A 21,399-nucleotide genomic window follows, 5' to 3' on the forward strand; every position below is an offset into this window, starting at 1 on the left:
TCGGCCATCTGGGCTGACGCGAGTTTTCATGCCCGGGGCGGGGGGGCCCGAAACGAGTCAGTGAGGAACCTGGAAACAACGCTCATTTCCCGTCGTTCTTGGGCCGGTGGCGGCCGATGCCGTTCGAGCGCGCGAGAGCAAACCAGACAGTGTCGTCCCGATCGACCACAATCCCGTTCGGGGCTCGCAGCCCGTCCAGCCCGACCTCGCTGAAGTGTCCGTCTGGCGTGAGGCGGCTGAGCCTTCCGCCGCAATGCTGCGTCACCCACAGGGCGTCCTTGCTCGACGCGATGCCGTAGGGAGACTTCGTGCTGGTGCAACGCGAGGGACGGCCATCCTCCGAAGGAGAACCAGGCAGGCACGATGGCAGCGCGAGCTCGGTCACCTTGCCGTCCGTCGTGATCCGACCGACGCCGTCCACGGCGGCTTCGGTAAACCAGAGGCTCCCGTCGGGGCCGGCAACGATATTCTGCGGCGCGCTGTCGAGGGTCGGGAGCGGGAACTCCGAGACTTGGCCGGTCGGCGTGATCCGGCCGATGGTGTTGCTGTTGAAGCCCGTGAACCAGAGATTGCCGTCGGGGCCGGCCGTGATGCCGTAAGGGGTCAGCGTCTTGCCGAGCCCAAACTCGGTAACCTGACCATCGACCGTGATCCGGCCGATCCGGTTCGTACCGGACAAGGTGAACCATAGGGCACCATCGAAACCCATCACGATGCCGAAGGGATAGCTCGCAGGTTCCGATAGCGGGAACTCCGCGATTTCGCCCGCGGGCGAGATGCGCCCGATCTTGTTGCCGCGGTTCTCCGTGAACCACAGGTTCCCGTCAGGACCCAAAACGATGTCCTGAGGCCGGCTGTCCTGCGTGGGGATAAAAAACTCGTTCAACTGTCCGTCGGGCGCGAGACGTCCGATCTTGTTGCCTTGCTTCTCCGTGAACCAGATGGCGCCGCCGGGTCCGACGGCGACACTCTCTGGATAGCTATTCGGGGTCGGAACCTCGAAAAGCTTCACGCCTTCCGCACTCGCCGGGGCTGTCAGGACCAAAGCGGCATAGAGGCTTCCTAGGCGAAGCATCCGAGCGCCGAAACACGCGATGTCAGGGGCGGCCGTCGGGGCCAATCGGCGCGCTGCTTGGATGACATGATTAATTGCTTCGAACATGGCTTTCCCTCGAACCGCAGAGGGCGTAACATCTGTACCAACTACAGCTTCAAGGTAAATTTCGATGGGTGCGCTACCAGCGACACGAGGGCCTGCTTCCTTGACTATCGGCGCGCTCTCGGAGCGCACCGGCGTCAACATCGAGACGATCCGGTACTTCGAGAAGGTGGGCCTGCTCCCCCGTCCCCCACGCACCGAAGGGGGGCATCGGTCCTACGATACCGAGCATGTGCGCACCCTGGCCTTCATCCGGCGTGCGCGCGAACTCGGCCTCAACCCCAAAGAGGTTCGGGCGCTCCTTGAATTGCGTCAGCCCGGCAAGGCGTCCTGCTGCGAGGTGCAGGAAATCGCGGTGCATCACCTCGACCGGGTGCGTGCGAAGATCGCCGACCTGACCCGGCTCGAACGGCTCCTGACCAGGACCATCGACCAGTGCTCGGGTGAAGCGGCTCCCGAATGCCCTGTGCTCGACATGATCGATCACTCGGGGTGAGCGTCACAGCATGTATCCGATATCTGAGGATCCGGTTGGATAGGCGAACATCGTGGATTTCAGATCGTCGGCCGTCAGCCCATGCCGGATCGCCAGGGCGAAGACGTTGATGGTCTCGTCCACGTGCGGGCCAACGAGATGGGCTCCCAGGATGCGCCCGGTCCCTTCCTCGACCACCGTCTTGTAGCCGTAGACCCGTTCGGCTTCGCGCCGCGCCGTGAACCAGCCCGAGGTGAACTCGGACTTGATGCGGACGCGCAGGCCGCTCTCCCGAGCTGCGGCTTCCGACATGCCGACCGCTGCGATGGGAGGCGAGGTGAAGGCGACACTCGGCACGCCCGTGTAGTCCGGCTTCGCGTGATTGCCTTCGAGCAGGTTGGCGGCGGCGACCTTCGCATCGTGACTCGACACGGGCGTAAGCGGCGGCCCGACCAGCGCGGCATCCCCGGCCGCGTAGATCGCGGGGTTCGTGACGCTCTGAAGGTACTCGTTCAGCTTGAGCCGTCCGTGCTCGACCGTGACATCGGCGGTGGCCAGATTGAGCTTGTCGAGCGCGGGCCTGCGCCCGGCTGCGTGGACGACGAGATCGGCTTCGAAGGTCTCCTGGCCCGCGTCGGAGGATGCCTCGACCCGGAAGATGTCACCAGCCCGCTGGATCGCCGTGACGGTCGTCCGGGTGCGCACATCGACGCCCATCCCGTCGAACGCTTTCATGAGCCAACCGACGAGATCGGGGTCGAACTGCAGGAGCATCCGCTCTCCCCGCTGAAGCACCGTGACTTGTGCCCCGGCTCGTGCCGCGATGCGCGCGAACTCGGCCGCGATGTAGCCGCCACCGACAAGGACGATGCGAGACGGTAGGTGCTCCAGAGCAAGGAACTCCTCGCTCGTCGCCAGATGCTCCTCGCCAGGAATGCCGAGTGGCACCGGCACTGCCCCAGCCGCGATCAGGATGTGCCGTGCCTGGATCGCCGTTCCGGCGACATCGAGCGTGGTGCGGCCCGTGAACCGGGCCTCGCCGTGGAAAGTGTCGATGTCCTTGTCGGCATACCGGTGCTCGTTCTTCACCGGCACCGGATCTGTGAAGGTGCGCTTGAAGGCGATCAGGTCAGGCCAGTCGATCCGCACATCTCCGACGATGCCATGACCGCGCATTCGCCCTGCGGCGTCCATCACCTCGGCTCCCGCGATAAGCATCTTCTTCGGATCGCAGCCCCGTAGTGCGCAGGTGCCGCCGAATGGCTTGTGGTCAATCACGGCGACATTCCAGCCTGCACCACGAACACGCATGGCCGCGACCATGGCCGCCGTGCCGGTGCCGATGATCGCGAGATCATAGATTTTCATGTCGGGTCCTCCAGCATTCTGAAGGACAACAAATCTGGAGTTGGTATAGGTTCCGGGCGATTACATTCTGCCTTTTGCGCTGGACACCGTCATCGACGTTCTCAAGGCCTCGGTCACGGCCTTTCTCTTGTCGGTCGGCGGGTGCGCCCGGCTCTGGTTGAGGTCCGCAGACGTCGGCCCGCATCGTCATCGTCGCCCCGCCCCGTGTCTGCGAACGCTCGCGAGATCGAAGCAGGGCCGACAACGTTCTGCACCTGCCTATCATTTCGTGCCACGACCCCGTGTTCAGGATTTAAAGGGCGTAAGGCAGGGAGACACGTTATCCTCGGGCTTCCGTGGCTGGCCGGGTCTCTGCTCGGAAGAGCCGGATTGCGGTGATGGCAAGCGCCAGTTCCGCGGCCGCGAACAGCGCCAGGGCAATCCCGAAGTCGTAGCGAAGCGCCCAGCCGAAGAGCAGGCTGCCCACTCCAAACCCGACGAAGAGGAGACAGACGTTCAGGCCCATGGCCTGCCCCGGGCGCTTGCCGCCGAACGCCGTGACGATGCCGGCGAGGAGGGGCTGGGTCATGTCGTAGCCGAGGGATAGGACCGTCACCGCCAGCGCCGCCGGGAGCAGGGGCGCGTCGAGGATCAGCGCCGCCGCCGCGAGCGAACCCAGGAGGAGCCCAAGCGGCAGGAGGCGGCCGCGGCCCTGCCGATCTGCCATCCGGCCGATGAACGGGCCGAGCAGGAGCCCAGGAATGCCGTAACCCAAGAGGGCGAGGCCGACCCCCATTGGACCTAGGCCGTAGCGTCGCTCGAAATACAGCCCGAGCCAGGTGAACACGCCGGAGTGGAACATCGAGTTCAGCAGGACGGTGGCGTAGGTGCGCCGCCCGCGTGAGGAAGCCAGAAGATCCCGATACCCGCGTACCAACATACCGAGGCTTGCCGCGTTCGACGTTGCGCCTGGGATGATTCCGCGGGCCGGTATGAGAACGAACAGGATCGCCGCCCCTGCCGCCCCGACGGCCAGGAAGAGGCCGCGCCATCCGAGATAGGGTTCGAGCAGCGCGCCGAAGGTCGATCCGAAGGCCATGCCGCCGGCCATGGCGCCGAAGAGCCAGCCGAGGGGGCGCCCGCGTCGCTCGTAGGGGGGTCAGGACATAGAACGGGCACAGATATACGCTAAGCGTCTCTGCGCGCACTTATGGGTCGACTCTATGCGTCGACGACTCCAGCATTCCAAAGGCATCCATCGGACAGTTGTAGCATCGCCTCTCGTCGCAGAGCCGGCATATCGTCAGCGCCGAGACAGCGTCGTCAGACATCTGCGCAAGTATTGTCTCGGCAATACGTTCCAGCACGAGGCGGTCAGCATTCGAGACATGGCTAAGGATTTCGGATAAAGTCTCGTTTCTTCGTTGCAGGATCGCAGATAGGCGAGTCTCGCCTGCCTCAGTGAGCATCAGCGCTACTGCACGACGGTCCCGTAGCGCTTTGGATCGAACGGCGAACCCGGCTGCAACCAATCGATCGACAAGCCGCACCGTCCCCGCGTGGGACAAGCCTAGCACCCGTCCTAATTCGTCGATCGAAAGACCGGTCGCGTGACCGATGACGACGATCGCCGCGGTGGTTTCGCCACCGCCGGGTATCGTCGGGTCGAATGCCGCCTTCTTAATTCGATCGGTGATGCCCACTGCGAGGGCGCCGAACAGATTGACGAGCCGGTCCGAGAGTACGTTCAAAGGGTTGCCTCATTCATTGACGGCGCATAGTGTATGCGCAGCGCATATATCACGCCTGTCTAAGCATGAAGGCAGGTCATGCGCCATGATGAAAGCGAGGCACCATGTTTTCGACATTACACATAGCTGAAAAGACGACCGGCTCTCGCGGGTCTCTCGCGTTGCTGCGCTGGGCGCTGGTGGTCATCTTTCTCTGGTTCGGTTGCATGAAATTCACGAGCTATGAAGCGATGGGCATCGCGCCATTGATGAAGAACAGTCCGATCATGAGCTGGATTCCGGCCGTTTTTGGGGTGCAGGGTGGAAGCTATTTTATAGGCACCGTCGAGCTCGCGACGGCCGCTGCGCTGATTATCGGTGCTTTCAACAAGACGGCCTCCGCTCTCGGCGCGGCGATGTCATGCCTGACTTATGCCGTGACACTGACGTTTTTCCTGAGCACGCCTGGCGTCGCCGAGCCGACCGCTGGCGGGTTCCCGGCGATTTCGGCCGGAACCGGACAGTTCCTGTTGAAGGACCTGGTGCTTCTTGCGGCATCAGCGTGCCTTCTACTTGCGTCCATACGGACAGCAGACGCGTGACGGCAAACAGGTGATAGGCGACGCTCCGGACCTGCGCTTTTGCCGAACCATACCCGCCTCAGCCCATAACGATCGACAAACCCTGTCGCTTTGATAGGGTGTTCGAAAACATGCTTTCGAGGGTTTGTCGTACATGCTGGTCGGATATATGCGGGTGTCAACGACCGATGACCGCCAAACGGTCGATCTCCAGCGGGACGCGCTCGTCGCAACCGGGGTCGATCATCGGCATCTCCATACCGACAAGGCATCCGGCGCGCGCGACGACCGACCAGGCCTGAAAGCCTGCCTCGACTATCTGAACGCGGGCGACACACTGATCGTGTGGAAGCTCGACCGGCTCGGACGCTCGCTGCCGCACCTGCTGACGATCGTCACCGATCTGAAGGCGCGCGGCATCGCGTTCCGGTCGCTGACCGAGCAGATGGATACGACCACGCCGCACGGCGAATTGCTGTTCTCGCTGTTCGGTGCATTGGCACAATATGAGCGTGCGCTCACGCGCGAACGGGTGATGGCGGGACTGGCTGCTGCCAAACGCCGGGGACGCCAAGGTGGCCGCCCGCCGATGATCGACGCCGAAACGCTCGAGCGGATCACCGCCGCGCTGGATGGCGGGGCCAGCAAGGCGTCCGTCTGCCGGACCTTCAAGGTGCCGCGTTCGACCCTTCTCGGCACGCTTGCCCGGATCGGCTGGACCGCACCGGCCAAGGTCTAAGCCGATGCCGCGTCGCGCCGTCCTGTCGGACGAGCAACGCGCGGCGTTGCTCGCGCTTCCCGACGACGAAACCCTGCTCGTCCAGCACTGGACATTGAGCCGGGACGACTTGGCCATCATCGTCCGCCGGAGGCGACCGCATAACCGGCTGGGTTTCGCGATCCAGCTTTGCGCGCTGCGCTATCCTGGCCGTTTCCTGCGACCCGGTGAACTGATCCCTGATACGCCGCTCGCGTTCGTCGCAGAGCAATTGCAGGTCGGACCCGAGGTGCTGGCCGACTACGCGACGCGCGGCCCGACCCGGTACGAACAGCTCGATGCACTGCGCGATGCATTCGGCTTCATGCCGCTCAGTCGGCCGCTGCGAACGACGTTGCAGGAATGGCTCCTGCCGATCGCGCTGACGACGACCAGCGGGGCTAGGCTGGCGCGCGTGATGCTGGATGAGTGCCGGCGACGGCGCATCATTGTGCCGGGCATCAGTTCGGTCGAGCGGATGGTCGCACAGGCGTTGCTCGATGCCGAACGCCATGTCGCCGAGCATCTGACCCGAGGACTCGATGCTCGACAGCGCCGGCTGCTCGATGCGCTTCTCCTGCCCCACACAGGCACGAACTTGAGCGATCTGGCCTGGGTGCGGCAGTCACCCGGCAAGCCCGGCCGAAAGACATTCGCCGCCATCATCGAGCGACTGACACTGCTTCGGGCCATCGGGATCGATCCGGATATCGCCGTAGGCGTCCATCCCGAGCGCCTCCGACGCCTGTGCCAGGAAGGCGTGCGGCTGACCGCGCAACATGTTCGGACGCTGCAAGCGACGCGGCGTCGCGCCACATTGGTGGCGACCATCCTCGAAACCATCGTTACCCTCACCGACGATGCGGTGCTGATGTTCGATCGCCTGCTTGGGCAGATGTTCCGGCGCGAACAGAACAGCGCGGACACGACACTCAAGCGCAACCGGCGCACCATCAACGGCAAAATCCGGCTGCTTGCCCAACTCGGCGCTGCCTTGCTCGCCGCCAAGATATCAGGTGGCGATATCGGCGCTGCGGTCGAGGCAGCGATCGGATGGAATGATCTCGGCCGCGAGGTCGATGAAGCCCGCAAGCTGATCCGCCCCGATTCGGTCGATCCCGTCGCGGTCGCCGCGACCAATTACCCCGTCCTCCGACAGGTCGGTCCCTCGTTCATCGCCTCGTTCACATTCGGGGCGGTGCCAGCCTGCCATGCGCTCGCGCGAGCGGTCGCGATCATGCGCGACCTTCATTTTGGTCATCTGCGCAAATTGCCTGCAGGCACGCCAGTCGGCTTCATCCGGCAAGCTTGGCGTCGGGCGATCGGCACCGGCATTCCCGATCGCAGGATCTATGAATTGTGCGTGCTGGTCGAGCTTCGCGACCGGCTTCGCGCCGGCGACATGTGGGTCGAGGGAAGCCGACGCTATCGTGCTGTCGAGCAGCAACTCATTCCTGCCCCCGTATTCGCCAACATGCGCGCGGCCGGCCCCTTGCCGATACCGGCACCGGATACGGCCGATATCTGGCTGGCCGAACGACGCGCCCGCCTCGCCCGTCGATTGGCCGAGGTCGAGCGAAAGGCGGAGACGGACGCGCTGGAAGACGTGCAGCTCAGCTTGGGCAGGCTGCGGATTTCGCCCTTGAAGGCGATTACTCCCGAGGAATCCGATACCGCCCTTGCGCCGCTCTATGCGCATCTGCCCGCGATCCGCATCACCGACCTTCTTGCCGAAGTCGATCGATGGACCGGGTTCAGCCAGTGCTTCACGCATCTGCAAAGTGGCCGTGCCGCGGATGAACCACGTGCGATCCTCACGGCGGTGCTCGCCGATGCCACCAATCTGGGCCATACGCGCATGGCGGAAGCCTGCAATCTCGTGACCCAGCGCCAACTCGGTTGGCTCGCCTCATGGCATCTGCGCGAGGAAACCTACGGTCGCGCGCTCGCCCGGCTTGTCGACGCCCAACACACCGCGCCGCTGGCCGCGCTGTTCGGGTCCGGCACCTCGTCCAGCTCAGACGGTCAGAACTTTCCGCTCGACCGCCGCGCCCAGGCAACCGGCGCAGTCAATCCGCACAAGGGGACAGAGCCGGCTGTCTCCTTTTACAGCCACGTCTCGGATCGCTACGCGCCGTTCCATTCCACAGTTATCTCCGCTTCGGCGAGCGAGGCGGCACAGGTGCTCGACGGGCTGCTCCACCACGGCGCCGATCTGCACATCGAAGAGCATCACGTCGATGGCGGGGGCGTCTCCGACCATGTGTTCGCGCTATGTCATCTGCTTGGGTTCCGGTTCGCGCCGCGTATCCCGAATATCGCCGCACGCCGTTTGCACCTGTTTAACGGCATCGAACCCGGCCCCGATATTGCGCCGCTGGTCGCGGGCCGCATCGACGAAGGTCTGATCGAGGCACACTGGGACGACGTGCTGCGACTGGGAACCTCGATCCGCACAGGCGTCGTCAGCGCCTCGATCATGCTGGAACGGCTCGGCTCCTATCCACGCGCCAACGGCCTGGCACTGGCGTTGCGCGAGATCGGTCGCGTCGAGCGTACCCTGTTCACGCTCGACTGGATCGAGCAGCCCGAACAGCGTCGCCGCGCCACCCGCGAACTCAACAAGGGAGAAGCGGAAAATGCCCTGAAACGCGCCATCTTCTTCCATCGCATCGGCCGTATCCGCGATCATGCGCTGCAAGCCCAAAGCCATCGGGCGAGCGCGCTGAACCTCGTCGCCGGTGCCATCGTCCTGTGGAACACGACCTACCTGCAAGCCGCCCGGATGCATCTCGCCAACCTCGGCCGGCCGGTCCCGCCGGACCTGCTGCAACACCTATCACCGCTCGGTTGGCAGCATATCAATCTCACCGGCGATTACCTCTGGACCGATCCCGATGCGCCATCCACCGCGCTCAGACCGCTTCGCCAGATGCGCGCCGTCGAAGGCACGGCAAAACCTTAGCGTATATCTGGGTCCGTTCTGTGTACCGACCCCGTAGGGGAAAAGCCGGGCGACGAGGACGAGCGCCAGCGGAACGACGCCGCTCGCCCCGAGCCCGGTCAGTACCCGCCAAAACGCGAGTTGCTCGACGGACCCAGCCGTGGTGGTCAGGACGCTCAGTACGGCGAAGGCCGTCAGGGAGGCCGCCATGATGCGCCAGATGCCGAGGCGGTCCGCCAGGAGGCCGTAGACCAGCGTCGCCACCCCGTACGGGACCAGATAGGCCGGCACGATCAGGCCGACCCTCTCCGGCGAGGTCCCGAACGCCGCCCCGAGCTGCGGCAGGATCGGGGCGACCATGAACGCCTGGAAGAAGATGACGAAGGTGGCGGCCGCAAGCAGCCGAAGCAGGCGCTCCAGCTGGATATCCGGCAAGTCGGGTGTCGCTGACATCATGCCCGGGCCTCCTCGCTCTCGAACCCTTTGTCCGCGAGGGCCGACCGGATCTCTGCAGGCCCGACCCGGGACGGCTCGAAGCGGACGGAGGCACGCTTGCGCCGGGCGCTGGACTTCGCCTGCCGGACGCCGGGTACGGCCAGGAGCGCGTCCCGCACCTTCTCGGCGCAGCCGTCGCACATCATGCCCGGCACGGACAGCGTGACCTCCGTGAGAGGGGCGTTCGTGTCGTTGCTCATCATGACTTCCAAGGTTCAGACAAGGTCCGCGTAGACCTGGGCGTAGTAGGCGCCGACCATGAGAAGGGCCCCGCCGCTGAAGATTTGCAGGGTCCGGCCCCATAGGCCGAGGCGCGCCAGCCGCGTGACGGCCCCTCCGGCCACCCCAGCGGCCAGGAACGGCAGACCCCGGCCGAGGCCGAACACGAAGGCGAGCAGGATGCCCCGTCCCAGGTCCCCGTCAGACGCGGCGACCGTAAGCAGGAGAAGCAGGGGCGCCACCGAGGTGCCGACGCTGAACACCAGCCCGTAGGCGAAGGCGCCGAAGAGGCCGGGCCGGCGCCAGGCGGTGAGACCGTCGATGCGCATCCGGGGCCACAGGAACGCCAGCAGCGCCGACGCGAACGAGAGGAGGGCCATGAAGAGGGCCCAACCCCTGCCGAACGCCTCGGTGGCCAGGGCGCCGAGATGGCCCGCCACCGCTCCGAGAACGGCGAGGCTCAGGACGATTCCGGCGAAGAAGGCTCCGGCGACCTGAAGCCCTGAGCGTCGCGATCCGGCCTCGGAGGCGCTCGCCACGCTGGCGAGGCCGAGCCCCACCGGTAGCGTGCAGGGGCAGACCGCGCTGGCCAGGAGCCCCGCCAGGAAGGTGACCCACAGCGCCGCGGGTCCGCCAACGCCGGACGCGAGCGGCTGGATCAGTCCTTCGAGCGTCACGGTTCGAGAACCGGAGTGCCGGGCTTATAGCCGAGGCCGACGATGGCGGTGCTCACCCGGCCGAGGAGAAAGACCTTTCCGGACGCGTAGGTTACGCGGAGCGAACGGTGGACGAAGTCGATCTCGGCGTCGGTGACCCCGTCGACCTTCCTGACGGCCTTCTTGATGGAGGCGGCACAGGAAAGGCAGACCATTCCTTCGACCGGGATGGTCGCGACCTTTAGGCCGGTGGCCCGCACCGACATGGGCGGCGGATCCTCGACGGCTTGCGCCAGGTTTGCCGTCACGAGCGACATCAAGGCGGCGGAGAGCGCAGCGGCCACGCCCGAACGCTGGTTTTTCATCGAGTGAGCTCCTCTCAGGTCAGGTTGCTGCGTGACGCCTCGGGCACGTGACCGACGTTCATGATCGCGCCGAGGAAGAGGCCCGGTTGTCCCCAAAGCGAGTTGAGGAAGATCGCGGTGACGCTGACAGCCATGGCGACCATCGCCCAGATCGGGTTGACCAGGCCGGTGGCGGCCACCGGGATGCCGATCCCGTTGAAGGCGAAGGCCAGCCAGACGTTCTGGAGCATCTTGGCGTAGCTGCGGCGGCTGATCCGGCGAGCGACCGGTAGGGCTGCAAGGCGGTTCGACAGGATGATGATGTCGGCGGCCTCGATGGCGATGTCCGTGCCGCCGCCCATGGCGATGCCGACGTTGGCCTGCATCAGCGCAGGGGCGTCGTTGATGCCGTCGCCGACCATCGCGACCTTGCCCAAGACCTGGAACCCACGAACGATCTCGGCCTTGCCGTCGGGCAGCACCCCGGCATGGACCTCGTCGATGCCCGCTTCTGCGGCGATCCGACGTGCGGCCCGCTCGTTGTCTCCGGTGAGGAGAACCGTCCGCAGGCTCTCCTTGCGCAGGGCCGCGATGGCCTGCACGGCATCGGCGCGTAGCCTGTCGTCGAGGGCAAGCAGGCCGAGTAGGCGCCCGCCGCGTCCCACCACGATGACGGTGCGCCCAGCCTCTTCCAGGGCACCGATGCGGAGCCGGGCGAACGAGAGGTCGATACCTTCGCCGGAAAGGAAGGCGGGGCTGCCGACCAGCACGTCGCCATCCCCGATCCGGGCTACGACCCCCTTGCCCGGAATAGCCTCGAACGCGTCGACCTCCGGAGGCACGGCACCGTGCCCAAAGGCGGCCTTGACCACGGCTTGGGCTAACGGGTGCTCGGAGGAGGCTTCGGCCGCGGCGGCGAGGGCCACGAGCTCGGCCTCGGTGCCTGCAAACGCCTCAACCTCGCGAACCACGGGCCGGCCCTGGGTTAGGGTCCCGGTCTTGTCGAGCACGATGGTGTCGACGAGGCGGTAGCCCTGGAAGGCCTCGCCCGTCCGCATCAGGATGCCGTGCCCAGCGGCCTCTCCGGCACCCCGCACGATGGAGAGCGGGGCCGAGATGCCGACCGCGCACGGGTATCCCATCACCAGGACGCTGAGGCCCGCGAACACGGCCCGCGCGACGTCTGCCTCACCACCGAGGAGCCAGGTGCCGGTAAGCCAACCCGTGAAGGCGAGTGCGGCCACCATGAGCACGGCCGGGGTGTAGACCTGCAGCACCCGGTCGACGAGATGGAGCAGGCCGGGCTTGAGGGCGCGGGCGTCCTCGACCTCGCGGATGACCTTCTGCAGGAAGCTCCCGGCCCCGACCGCCGTCACGCGAACCAGCAGGGTGCCGGTGCCGTTGATCGAGCCGCCGATGACAGCGTCGCCTTCGGTGCGTTCGACCGGGATGGGCTCGCCGGTCACGAGGGCCTGGTCGACGGCGGAGCGCCCAGAGGCAACTGTGCCGTCGACGGGTACACGCTCCCCGGGGCGGATGCGGACGAGGTCGCCAACCGTCACCGCTTCCAGCGGAAGGTTCTGCTCCAGGCCGTCTCGGACCACGCGGGCAGTCTCGGGTTGTAGGTCCAGGAGGCGCTTGACGGCTTGCGAGCTGCGCGTCTTGACGATGAGCGACAGCCACTCCGAAAAGATGTGGTAGGTCACGACCATCACCGTGACAGCGAAGAACGGGGCCGTCGGGTAGCCCGGCTGGTCGAGTACGAGCCCGATCACGCCGCCGGCCATGCCCGCGAAGGCGCCGATCTCCAGCAGGGCATGCTGATTGAGGATGCCCCGGCGCAGGGCCTGGAAGGCCATGTGCAGGATGTGGCGCCCGACCCCGAAGACGAGGATCACGGCTAGCGCCGCGACGAGCCAGGGTGCAGACCTAGTGAGGTAGCCCTGCAGGTTCAGGTAGAGCAGGCCCAGCGCCAGCGCGGTCAATCCGGCGGTGCTGGCGACGGCAGCCACGAGGCTCGTCTTCTTCAGGACGAGGAACACCATCGCGCCGAGGCTGATGCAAACCAGAGCGGGCAGGTAGCCGATCCAGCCGAGTGTCGGATCCGCGATGATGGGGATGGAGGCGACGCTCAGGGAGACCGCGACTACGAAGCGGCGGCTCTCACGGACGAGGTCCTGCTCCTCCTCCTCGTAGGGCCGGACCTTACGCGGGTCCGAGATCGTGTAGCCGATGTCGCGCAGGATCCCGAGCAACGCCGCAGGGCGGGCGACGGCCGGATCGTACTCGACGAGCGCCTGCTCGTGCGTCAGGCTGACGGCGACGTGGTCGACGCCGCGCTGGCTGCCGAGCGCCTTCTCGATGGTGCCTGTGCAGAGCGAGCAGTGCAGGCCGCCGATCCTGGCGCGGATGCGGGCTCGGTCGGGCCGGCTGGCCGGTTCCTCGCTCCAAAGCGGCGGTTCCAGATCGAGCATCGCTGAGGCCATCGGGTTGTCTCCAGACCACGTCGGATGAGCAGATCAGGCCGGGTCGCGCGCCACGACGCGAAAGCCGCGCTTCTCGATCAGCGCGACGAGGCGGTCCTCGCTGGTGGTCGCGGGGTCGTAGAGAACGCGGGCGCGTCCCTCCTCGAACGAGACGTCGACGCTGCGGACGCCGGCATGGGCGTCCAGCAGCGAGCCGACCGAGGCGGCGCAGGACGCGCATCGCAGGCCCACGACCTTCAGGGTGACGGTCTTCATGGTGGTGTCCTCTCTCGGTTCGTCGCATCCGCACGGCACTGGTCCGTGCTTCGGATCTTCCAGGGCTTCCAGGATGGTGCATCCCTCCAGGCCGCCGTGCCCGGGGCAGGAGGCGACGACCGCCTCCAATGCTGCGCGGACCCGCAGCAGCTCGGCGATCCTCTCGTCCACCACGGCGATCTTATGCTCGGCCTGGGCGCGCACCTCCGCGCAGTCGGCGTTCGGGTTGGCGCGCAGGGCCAGGAGCTCCCGCGTCTCCTTCAGGGAGAACCCGATCCCCTGGGCCTGCCGTATGAAGCGGATGCGGGCGACCACCTCAGGTGCGTAAGTCCGGTATCCGGCCCCCTTGGCTGGCTGCTCGATCAAGCCCTTACGCTCGTAGAAGCGGATGGTCTCTACGCCTACGCCGGCGTCCCGGGCCGCTTTCCCAATGGTTAGATCCCTCATCGCCGTTCCCGTCATCGTAACCACTCCATCACCCTACGGTCCGTACCATGGTACAGAGTCAAGGGGGCTTTCAGAGGGCGATGGCGTCTGTTGGTGCGGGATTACTTGCTCAAGGACCGGAACGACACCGCGTCAGTTTCGGGTATAGTTTCAGAGGTGCCCAAATGCATTTCAAGGAAGTCAGCACACATGCTACGACGAGGGGAAGCAGTACGGCACCCACGTCGACGACGCCTTGATGCAGGGTATGCGCACCGACGTGTCCTTCACGCTCTTCCTGGCCGAGCCCGAGAGCTACGTAGGGGCGAGTTGGTCATCGAGACGAGCGCTGGCGAGCAGCCCTTCAAGCTATCGGCCGTCTCGATGGTGATCTACCCTTCGACCACCCTGCACCGCGTCGCGCCGGTCGAGAGTGGGATGCGGGTTGCGGCGGTGGGCTGGGCGCGTAGCTACGTGCGCAGTGCGGAGAACCGCGAGATCTTGTTCGACCTGGAAACGTTGCGCCGCGATCTGTTCACCCGAGAGGGCAAGACGGGTGCCTTCGACTTTCTCTCGAAGTGCAGCGCCAACCTGCTGCGTCTTTGGGCGGAAGACTGAGACGTTTTGAGCGGGTGTAGGTGGAGTTCGCGAGGAATGACCATGACAACATCCGAGCCCCTACACCTTGGAGTAAAGGGCAAGCAGGTGTGAAAGTCAGGACTTGATCTGTCGGACAGTGTCAGGTTGAGGCGCGATCGAGGGGAGAGTAGTGCCCCTACTGCAAGCCATTTTCGGCCCGAAAACCTCTGGCTTGGTTCGGTCAGGCGGTCGGGCCGCGAAGCCGCGAAGCGGTGCGCCGCAGGCGCAGGGCTTGAGGGCGTGACCGCACGCCAAGCCATTCTCGGTCGGGCTGAAGGGAAGTGAAGCTGACACTGTCTGTCTAATCAAGTCCAGGTTTTTACAAACCTCGTCGGGGGTCTCGCGATGCTTATATCCAGCGTAGTTGCCGGTGCAGTCTGGGACTCGTACGAGCCCACCATGACCTTCCTTGCCGGAGCCGGATTTACGATCCTGTCCCTCATCGGGCTGATGCGTGTTCAGCGTCGGCTCGTTAGGCCCATCTAAACGGCGATCCCATTATGCTTGACCGCATAGAACGTTCCAAATCCCACTGCCGCGCATGTAGATAAATCGACTGTTTCCCGACGGTTTGACGGGGCGGGTTGCGAGCTGTCTCAAACAGCCCCGTTTCCGTCGGAAAAACGCGTCGGCTTTTCTATTGCCGGGCAAACGCCGGTTTGGCACGATCCCGACATGCTCATCGGTTACGCCCGCGTCTCCGCACTCGACCTGGTCCTTCAGCGCGGCCCTCAGCGGATCATTTCGACCACGACGCCGGCCGCCTCAGCGATCATCGACCAGCGCCGCTCCGCGGTGAGCGCTGGCCGACCTTCACGTTTGGCCAGGGCCAGGCAGTAACGATCCCCGAGCGACAGGCCTCCCTCGACCGTGAGCGGACGCAGCATGCCGGCCTCGTACGACAGCGCGGCATCGACGGCAGCCCATCGGATCGGCAAGGGACGCAACAGCGCCTCGATATCAGGGCGCGCAGCCCCGAGTTTGGCGTAGTGGCTGACCACCTCAGCCAGATTGACGGTCGTCATGACGGACCCGTCGAGCCCAGCTTTGACCCGAGCCGCGCCCGGCTCAGCCAGCAGAAGGGCGAGCAGCGCGGACGCGTCGAGGACGAAGCCCGTCATTCGGCCTCCGCCTCACGGGCCCGGTCGGCGAGGAAATCCGCCACGGACGCGCCTGCCGTGTCGCCGACCAGCCTGCGGCTCAGAGCCTGTGCCCGGGCGACCACCTGATCGAGCGTCCGCAGCACGATGGCGTCGCCCGTGTCCTCGACGATGACCTCACCCCCGTGACTGAGGCCATGCCGCTTGCGGAGATCGGCCGGCAGGCTCACGCGCCCGTCGGGCATCACCTTAGCTTTCATGGGACGCCTCCACTGTCCGCCATGCGAGTGAATATACGCCAAAAACACCGGTTTACGCCAGGATGATGGGCTGACGCCATCTCCTCGCGATGCTGGGGTATTCTGGATGCGTCGTGCCCCCTTGCTGTGTCCGCAAGGGGATCGGTGAGCGGACGCTCGGCCGAGCCAATCGCGAAGGCTCGATCCGCCTGCGCGGCCCGCGTCTCAATAGAATGGTACGATAAAAATTGCGGTGAAGGGGCCCTGTACGTTACAATCGGGCCCATGGCACATGTGCTGATCGGCTACGCCCGCTGTTCGACCGACAAGCAGGACCTCGCGGCCCAGCACCAAGCGCTGGTCCAGCTTGGGGTGGCAACAGATCGCATCTACACGGACAAGGGCTTCACCGGGACGAACCGGGCGCGTCCGGGCCTCGACCAGGCGCTGGCGGCAGTCCGGAGCGGCGACACCCTGGTCGTGCCCAAGCTCGACCGGCTCGCCCGATCGGTGCCGGACGCGCGCGCGATCGGCGACGCGCTCGCGGCCCGGGGTGTGAAGCTCCAGCTCGGCGCCAGCGTGCATGACCCGGCCGACCCCATGGGCAAGCTGTTCTTCAACATCCTGGCGACATTCGCCGAGTTCGAGGCGGACTTGATCCGGCTGCGTACGCGCGAGGGCATGGCGGTGGCTCGCTCCAGGGGAAAGCTGCGCGGCAAAAAGCCTAAGCTCTCGGATCGGCAGCAGAAGGAGCTGCGCCGGATGTACGACACGGGCGACTACGCAATCAGTGACTTGGCTGAGCTGTTCTCGATCTCCCGGCCGACCGTCTACCGCACCCTGGAGCGCCAGCCCGCTGCCCTTGCTACCGTGACAGCCTGAGCGGTCATCGCACGGCGCTCGGCACCGGGCTCACACCTCACTGGTGCCCAGGATCCAGGGTGACAAAGACCGCTGATAATCAGTGTCAAATAGCAATCAAAGTCACACATTTATCATGCATGTACGACAAGTCTATTAGAATCTTCGATGTACCGCCTTAGCATTTGTGGATTTATTTCTTCACTTGCATAGAAAATTAAAATCCTAAGCAATAATAGTACATTGTCTGTTATCGCAGGCCTCAAATTATTATCGTGCGCTGCGGTCTGCAGGTAGGTATTAAGTTCGGATAGGACTGAAATTTTCTCGTGAGGATGCGTGGGAAGTTCAGTGAATTTAACCAACCTCGCTAGTTCGATGATCGCACCAGTTGCCTCCGGAGCGTCTAAGCGGCTCACATTACCGCTTATCGACTGTACGTCTGTACATAGAGTAATGATTTGCGATACAACTGAATGAGAGTAGTTTGGATTCCGCCTGCGGGCATTTTCAATATTGCGACATGTTTCGACTTTCAGATCTGCGATGGATCTCGGTGGCATTTCTCAGCTCGCTTTCTAAAAATCCTGTCCAACTCCATGTTCTGGTTTAATTTGACAATTTTGACGGTTTATAAATAAATATCAATAAAATTTTGTAACAGTTTCTGCTCAAAGAGAATTTTTGCATGTATCGCACTGGTTTACTTCCTCGCTCAATTTTCGCCTTCCTAATCTTGTTGGCAATGCTTGTGTTTGGTTATCCAGCGGCTTTCATCGCGACCCATGGCGTCGATCCAGCTGGGTGGCCGTCAGTTCCAGGAACGCCTCAAGCTTGGTTCTCGCCGAAAGGTGCGAACCTGGGCGAGACGACCATGGTCTTCGTTCAGCGCCTCGGCAGAACGTACACCAACATGATGCTCGGGCGATCGGAGGGCCTTCCCGGAGGCGGACGCGTTGCTCTGGCTGGGATTGTTACAGGTGCGGCAGTTGCCATCGTCATTGTTCTAATGAGCGGCAAGCTCGTGCCGCTCCGCCATCGCTCGAAGCGCTACGGCGATGCCAAGTGGGCCGCTCCCCAGGATCTGGCCCGCATGCGCAAGGGGCTGGAGCTCGGCATCGATCCCGAAACCGGTGGGGCGGTCCGCATCCAGGTGGAGGGTAACCTCGTCACCATCGCGCCGCCACGGTCCGGCAAGACATCCGGGCTGATCCTGCCCAACCTCATCCTTCCGGAGCCCGGTGCCTGGGCGGGCCCGGTCGTAGTCGTCGATCCCAAGGGCGATGTCGTGCGCGCCGTGCGCCGCCGGCGTGAAGCGCTGGGGCGCAAAGTTCGGTGCATCGATCCCGTCGGCATCGCACAAGGCGCGGATCGCTGGAACCCCTTGCTCAAGCGGGATGCCGGCGACGTGCTCTATCTGCAGAGCATGGCCCGTGCGTTGCTGCCGGACCGGGTGCAACCTTCCGATGGCGGCGAGTTCTTCAAGGATCGCGCCGTCTCGGTCGTCGTCGCGGCGCTGAGCGTATCGATCCGTGAAGGCCGCCACGACGTGATCGAGGCCGCCGACCTACTGCGCGATCCCGATCGCCTGCGAGCGGCTCTGCAAGGTCGGACCGATGCCGCGGCACGCGATGCGATCGGGGTTCTCGACTCGTCCGACGATCGGTCGCGCGGAGCGATCCTCTCGACGGCCGCGCAGGTGTTCAGCTGGGCGCTCGACGAACGCATGCAGCAGGTGGTCACGGATCACACCTTCGAGCTCTCCGACCTGTGCCGCGGCGATACCGACGTCTTCATCGTGCTGCCGGCCGACGACCGGCGGAAGATCATCGCACCCTTCGTCCGGTGGTTGCTCGCCGACACGTTTGCTGCCGTGCGAGCGGAGCGGGTTTCCGAGCGCATCGTTACGATCATCGATGAGGCCGCCGTACTCGGCCCCTTCGATGCGATCCTGCGCGGTGTCGGCGAGCTGCCCGGCTACGGCATGTCGCTGTGGACGTTCTGGCAGACTCGCTCGCAGATGATCGAGCTCTATGAACGCACCGGCGCCGATACAATCCTCGGCACGGCCGAGGCTCTGATGCTGTTCAACCTGTCGAGAGCCGAGCGCGACGAGTGCCGGTACTGGTCGGATGCGCTCGGCATCTATACCGGCGTCGATTCACGTCCGGGCCGCAATGGCGGCCCCGACATCCAGGACGTACCCGTCGCCGTTGCGTTGATGGCCCCGACGGAACTCGCATCCAAGACCCAGGACCATGCGATCGTGTTCCTGAACTCCGGCCGTTACACCACCGACCCGCTCAAGCTGCGCAAGACCAAGTACGACGATGCCCGCTTCAGGCGGCTGCTCGATGGCGCCCCACCGATCGGACCGACTCAATCGTGACGCCCTAGCGCTGGAACTGCAGGGCAGCTCGCGGGACCGCTGCCGTGGCGTACCCGAGGCGCGGGTACCATACCCCGATTACCGGATCGGCGGTTCTTTGGTCGAATACCGTCACCGTTGACCCCTTGGATAAGGCAACGACCTGTTCGCTGCCGTCGGGTAGCCGGAAGCTCGCGACCCCGCGCTGTGCCATCACGGCCAGCGGTCTCGTGTTCTGCCACGACAAGGCGAGCCAGGGACCGCCGACCACGATCAGGCCGAGGGTCAGGGGCGACAGCGCCGCGCGAACCAGAAACGACCGCGCCCGGCGACGCCCTCGCCCGGGTCGCCCAAGACGGGGCAGCGGGATCTTGCGCCGCTCGGGCACGAGGCTCGCCTCTACCGAGCGGCGCAGCGCGACGCGATCGGCCGAGACGAGATCGGGATCGTCGAGGTAGCGCAGGCGCTCGGCTGGCGCTAGGCGAAGGCAGTCCATCAAGCGCTTCGCGCTGACCGCCGCCACGACGCGCTCTGCCGCGCCGGCCTCGGCTTGCGCCCGCCGCACAGCCTGATTGGGACCAGGCCGTTTCGGGCGGGGTTGCGCCTCCGGCGGTCTCATCCGACGAGCCACTCGGCGGCCGGTTTCACCGCCGCCATCGCCTCGGCGCGAAAGCGGGCGAGGTCGCGCCGGATGCGGGAGCCCAGCGCCAGCCCATGGCGCTCGTTCAACTTGGCCGCATCGATCTGCGGGATCGAGGCAAGGCCACCCGCCTGCAGGATCTCGACCGCCTTGTCCTCCATTACCTGCTCGGCGAGCATGGTCACGGTCACCCCAGTGCCGAGCTTGGCCAGGGTCTTGGCATCTACCGCGCCACGCAAGCGGTTCTCAATCACGAACCGGGCCGCAGCGAACGGCTCAGCGAGCTTGAGCAGGCGCGGCGCTTCAGCGAGCGCACCCGGCTCGGCCGTGACCAGAACCAGCACGCCGATTGCGATGCCTGCCTCCCTCAGATCTGGAGCAAGATCGGCCAGGAGCGCAAGCAAGCTTGCCGAGGTGTTAGCGCCGATATCGGCGATGGTCGGCAGGGTCGCGGACGTCATCGTGGTAATGACGGGGTCGAACTCGGCTCTCGCCGCGCGCCCGCCGGTACGCTCGATGTCCTCACGGGTGGCACGCATGGGGAAGAACTGCACGCGATCGTTCAGTTCGAGGAGCCGCTGCGAGGCGTCGACTTCGATCAGCGGCGCCTCCGGCACAGCTTCGGCCAGCGCGCGGGCGACGATCGACTTGCCGACGCCACCCTTGTCCTGAACCACGAGGAGGATGCGAGGCATGGGGTCAATCCTTCTTAGAGCCCGTCCGATAAGGGTGGGGTGTGGGGTTGAGTGGCCGGGATGGCGGTGTTTCCAGGAGGGTGCTGAAGCCTGATCTGGAAAGGGCCTGTCGCAAACCCGCAGCGTTTACCCCGCGTTGACCATGCAGCCCGCATGGTGCCTCCAGTCCCGGAGGCCACCCCATGATCCTGTCCGCCATCGCCGCGAAGCTGAAGCAGCGTGCCAAGGCTGACTTCAAGGGCCGGCACTATGAGGCTGCCCTGATCGTCCAGGCCGTCTCCTGGTACCTGCGCTACCCGCTGAGCTACCGCGACATCGAGGAGCTGTTCCTGGAACGCGGCATGGATGTGGACCACTCCACCCTGAACCGCTGGGTCTTGGCCTACGCGCCGCTGATCGAAAAGCGGTTGCGGCAGTTCCGCAAACCGCACTGCGGCTCGGTACGCATCGACGAAACGTACATCAAGGTGCGGGGGGAGTGGCGCTATCTCTACCGGGCCATCGACAAGCACGGCAATCCAGTCGATTTCCTGCTCACCGCCAATCGGGATCTCGATGCCGCCAAGCGCTTCTTCCGCAAGATGCTGCAGGATCAGCCGTTGCTCGCCCCGGATCGCATCGGCACGGATGGCGCCGGCACCTATCCACCCGCCATCTTGGCTGCGAGGAACGACGGCCTTCTACCCCGCGCGCCGCTCCACTATGTGACCAAGCACCTGCAGCAGGGCATTGAGAGCGACCACTTTCGGGTCAAGAAGAACATGCCCCGGATCGGCGGCTTCCAGTCCTTCCGCACTGCCCGGCGCACGATCCAGGGGTTCGAGGCCATGCTGTGGCTGCGCAAGGGCTTCGGCTTTGCCGGCGCATGGACCATCCGCGAGCAGAACCGACTGCTCGGGGTCTGCTTCGGCCTTCAGGCGGTTAACAGAGCCTAAAAACGAGACAGATCTAGCCTCTGCTGCGGCCTACGGCACGGCTTGCGA

General features: G+C 65.0%; 20 protein-coding genes and 2 pseudogenes. 8 read left to right on the top strand and 14 right to left on the bottom strand.

From position 1 onward, the window contains the following. Positions 1-82: 82 nt before the first annotated feature. Complete coding sequence (locus ACX9MN_RS08940) at positions 83-1,012, bottom strand: Vgb family protein (protein WP_489724258.1); 930 nt, start codon at positions 1,010-1,012, stop codon at positions 83-85. A gap of 214 nt (positions 1,013-1,226) precedes the next feature. On the opposite strand from ACX9MN_RS08940, the gene ACX9MN_RS08945 reads away from it, so the two are divergent. After that, entirely contained in the window at positions 1,227-1,655 is a 429-nt protein-coding gene (locus ACX9MN_RS08945) for a MerR family transcriptional regulator (RefSeq protein WP_043075324.1), read from the top strand. 3 nt (positions 1,656-1,658) lie between these two features. On the opposite strand, the gene ACX9MN_RS08950 is transcribed toward ACX9MN_RS08945, so the two are convergent. The 3 genes and pseudogenes from ACX9MN_RS08950 to ACX9MN_RS08960 all read right to left on the bottom strand — a co-directional run bounded on the left by ACX9MN_RS08950 (position 1,659) and on the right by ACX9MN_RS08960 (position 4,732). Continuing rightward, positions 1,659-3,002 carry a dihydrolipoyl dehydrogenase family protein gene (locus ACX9MN_RS08950; RefSeq protein ID WP_489724259.1) on the bottom strand — a complete coding sequence of 448 codons (1,344 nt, stop codon included), beginning with the start codon at positions 3,000-3,002 and terminating at the stop codon, positions 1,659-1,661. Positions 3,003-3,321: 319 nt separating this feature from the next. Beyond that, positions 3,322-4,119, bottom strand: a pseudogene (locus ACX9MN_RS08955) (MFS transporter); the annotation flags it as partial. Between the two features lie 70 nt (positions 4,120-4,189). Continuing rightward, complete coding sequence (locus ACX9MN_RS08960; RefSeq protein WP_010339851.1) at positions 4,190-4,732, bottom strand: MarR family winged helix-turn-helix transcriptional regulator; 543 nt, start codon at positions 4,730-4,732, stop codon at positions 4,190-4,192. Positions 4,733-4,836: 104 nt separating this feature from the next. Here ACX9MN_RS08960 and ACX9MN_RS08965 point away from each other — a divergent pair, with 104 nt between their 5' ends. From ACX9MN_RS08965 to ACX9MN_RS08975, 3 genes are all read left to right on the top strand, one after another. Continuing rightward, positions 4,837-5,313, top strand: coding sequence for a YkgB family protein (locus ACX9MN_RS08965; protein ID WP_010339850.1), 477 nt, complete (start codon positions 4,837-4,839; stop codon positions 5,311-5,313). A 133-nt stretch (positions 5,314-5,446) separates the two neighbouring features. Then, positions 5,447-6,031 (top strand): recombinase family protein, encoded by a 585-nt coding sequence (locus ACX9MN_RS08970; RefSeq protein WP_010339849.1) that lies wholly within the window; start codon positions 5,447-5,449, stop codon positions 6,029-6,031. A 4-nt stretch (positions 6,032-6,035) separates the two neighbouring features. Beyond that, entirely contained in the window at positions 6,036-9,014 is a 2,979-nt protein-coding gene (locus ACX9MN_RS08975) for a Tn3-like element ISMpo10 family transposase (protein ID WP_012449407.1), read from the top strand. Between the two features lie 48 nt (positions 9,015-9,062). Here ACX9MN_RS08975 and ACX9MN_RS08980 read toward each other — a convergent pair. The 6 genes and pseudogenes from ACX9MN_RS08980 to ACX9MN_RS09005 all read right to left on the bottom strand — a co-directional run. Then, positions 9,063-9,449, bottom strand: a pseudogene (locus ACX9MN_RS08980) (MFS transporter); the annotation flags it as partial. Continuing rightward, positions 9,446-9,688 (bottom strand): heavy-metal-associated domain-containing protein, encoded by a 243-nt coding sequence (locus ACX9MN_RS08985; RefSeq protein WP_043075330.1) that lies wholly within the window; start codon positions 9,686-9,688, stop codon positions 9,446-9,448. The gene ACX9MN_RS08985 and the pseudogene ACX9MN_RS08980, both read right to left, overlap by 4 nt. Positions 9,689-9,703: 15 nt before the next feature. Then, positions 9,704-10,384, bottom strand: a complete 681-nt coding sequence (locus ACX9MN_RS08990) for a cytochrome c biogenesis CcdA family protein (protein WP_052517025.1) — start codon at positions 10,382-10,384, stop codon at positions 9,704-9,706. Further along, complete coding sequence (locus ACX9MN_RS08995) at positions 10,381-10,728, bottom strand: heavy-metal-associated domain-containing protein (protein ID WP_099957663.1); 348 nt, start codon at positions 10,726-10,728, stop codon at positions 10,381-10,383. The genes ACX9MN_RS08990 and ACX9MN_RS08995 overlap by 4 nt, the downstream gene beginning before the upstream one ends. 14 nt (positions 10,729-10,742) lie before the next feature. Continuing rightward, the gene (locus tag ACX9MN_RS09000) at positions 10,743-13,193 is read right to left on the bottom strand and encodes a heavy metal translocating P-type ATPase (RefSeq protein WP_489724260.1); all 2,451 of its coding nucleotides are present in this window, start codon (positions 13,191-13,193) and stop codon (positions 10,743-10,745) included. A gap of 33 nt (positions 13,194-13,226) precedes the next feature. After that, on the bottom strand, positions 13,227-13,910 hold the full coding sequence (locus tag ACX9MN_RS09005) for a MerR family DNA-binding protein (protein WP_236012845.1): 684 nt from the start codon (positions 13,908-13,910) through the stop codon (positions 13,227-13,229). Positions 13,911-14,204: 294 nt separating this feature from the next. On the opposite strand from ACX9MN_RS09005, the gene ACX9MN_RS09010 reads away from it, so the two are divergent. Next, on the top strand, positions 14,205-14,492 hold the full coding sequence (locus ACX9MN_RS09010) for a 2OG-Fe(II) oxygenase family protein (RefSeq protein ID WP_052517036.1): 288 nt from the start codon (positions 14,205-14,207) through the stop codon (positions 14,490-14,492). Between the two features lie 752 nt (positions 14,493-15,244). On the opposite strand, the gene ACX9MN_RS09015 is transcribed toward ACX9MN_RS09010, so the two are convergent. Both ACX9MN_RS09015 and ACX9MN_RS09020 read right to left on the bottom strand, forming a co-directional pair. Further along, a complete protein-coding gene (locus tag ACX9MN_RS09015) occupies positions 15,245-15,634 on the bottom strand; it encodes a PIN domain-containing protein (RefSeq protein WP_489724261.1) in 390 nt (129 codons plus the stop codon). Continuing rightward, entirely contained in the window at positions 15,631-15,873 is a 243-nt protein-coding gene (locus ACX9MN_RS09020; RefSeq protein ID WP_489724262.1) for an AbrB/MazE/SpoVT family DNA-binding domain-containing protein, read from the bottom strand. The genes ACX9MN_RS09015 and ACX9MN_RS09020 overlap by 4 nt, the downstream gene beginning before the upstream one ends. Before the next feature lie 264 nt (positions 15,874-16,137). On the opposite strand from ACX9MN_RS09020, the gene ACX9MN_RS09025 reads away from it, so the two are divergent. Continuing rightward, a complete protein-coding gene (locus ACX9MN_RS09025) occupies positions 16,138-16,734 on the top strand; it encodes a recombinase family protein (protein ID WP_489724263.1) in 597 nt (198 codons plus the stop codon). An 853-nt stretch (positions 16,735-17,587) separates the two neighbouring features. Then, positions 17,588-19,102 carry a type IV secretory system conjugative DNA transfer family protein gene (locus ACX9MN_RS09030; protein WP_489724264.1) on the top strand — a complete coding sequence of 505 codons (1,515 nt, stop codon included), beginning with the start codon at positions 17,588-17,590 and terminating at the stop codon, positions 19,100-19,102. A gap of 4 nt (positions 19,103-19,106) precedes the next feature. On the opposite strand, the gene ACX9MN_RS09035 is transcribed toward ACX9MN_RS09030, so the two are convergent. After that, a complete protein-coding gene (locus tag ACX9MN_RS09035; protein ID WP_489724265.1) occupies positions 19,107-19,604 on the bottom strand; it encodes a hypothetical protein in 498 nt (165 codons plus the stop codon). Between the two features lie 92 nt (positions 19,605-19,696). Beyond that, on the bottom strand, positions 19,697-20,416 hold the full coding sequence (locus tag ACX9MN_RS09040) for a P-loop NTPase family protein (protein WP_489724266.1): 720 nt from the start codon (positions 20,414-20,416) through the stop codon (positions 19,697-19,699). Positions 20,417-20,598: 182 nt separating this feature from the next. On the opposite strand from ACX9MN_RS09040, the gene ACX9MN_RS09045 reads away from it, so the two are divergent. Beyond that, positions 20,599-21,351: an IS6-like element ISMpo1 family transposase gene (locus ACX9MN_RS09045; RefSeq protein ID WP_048464881.1), complete on the top strand. Its 753-nt coding sequence runs from the start codon at positions 20,599-20,601 to the stop codon at positions 21,349-21,351. Positions 21,352-21,399 lie beyond the last annotated feature (48 nt).

The sequence above is a fragment of the Methylobacterium sp. 1A genome, from assembly GCF_058072805.1.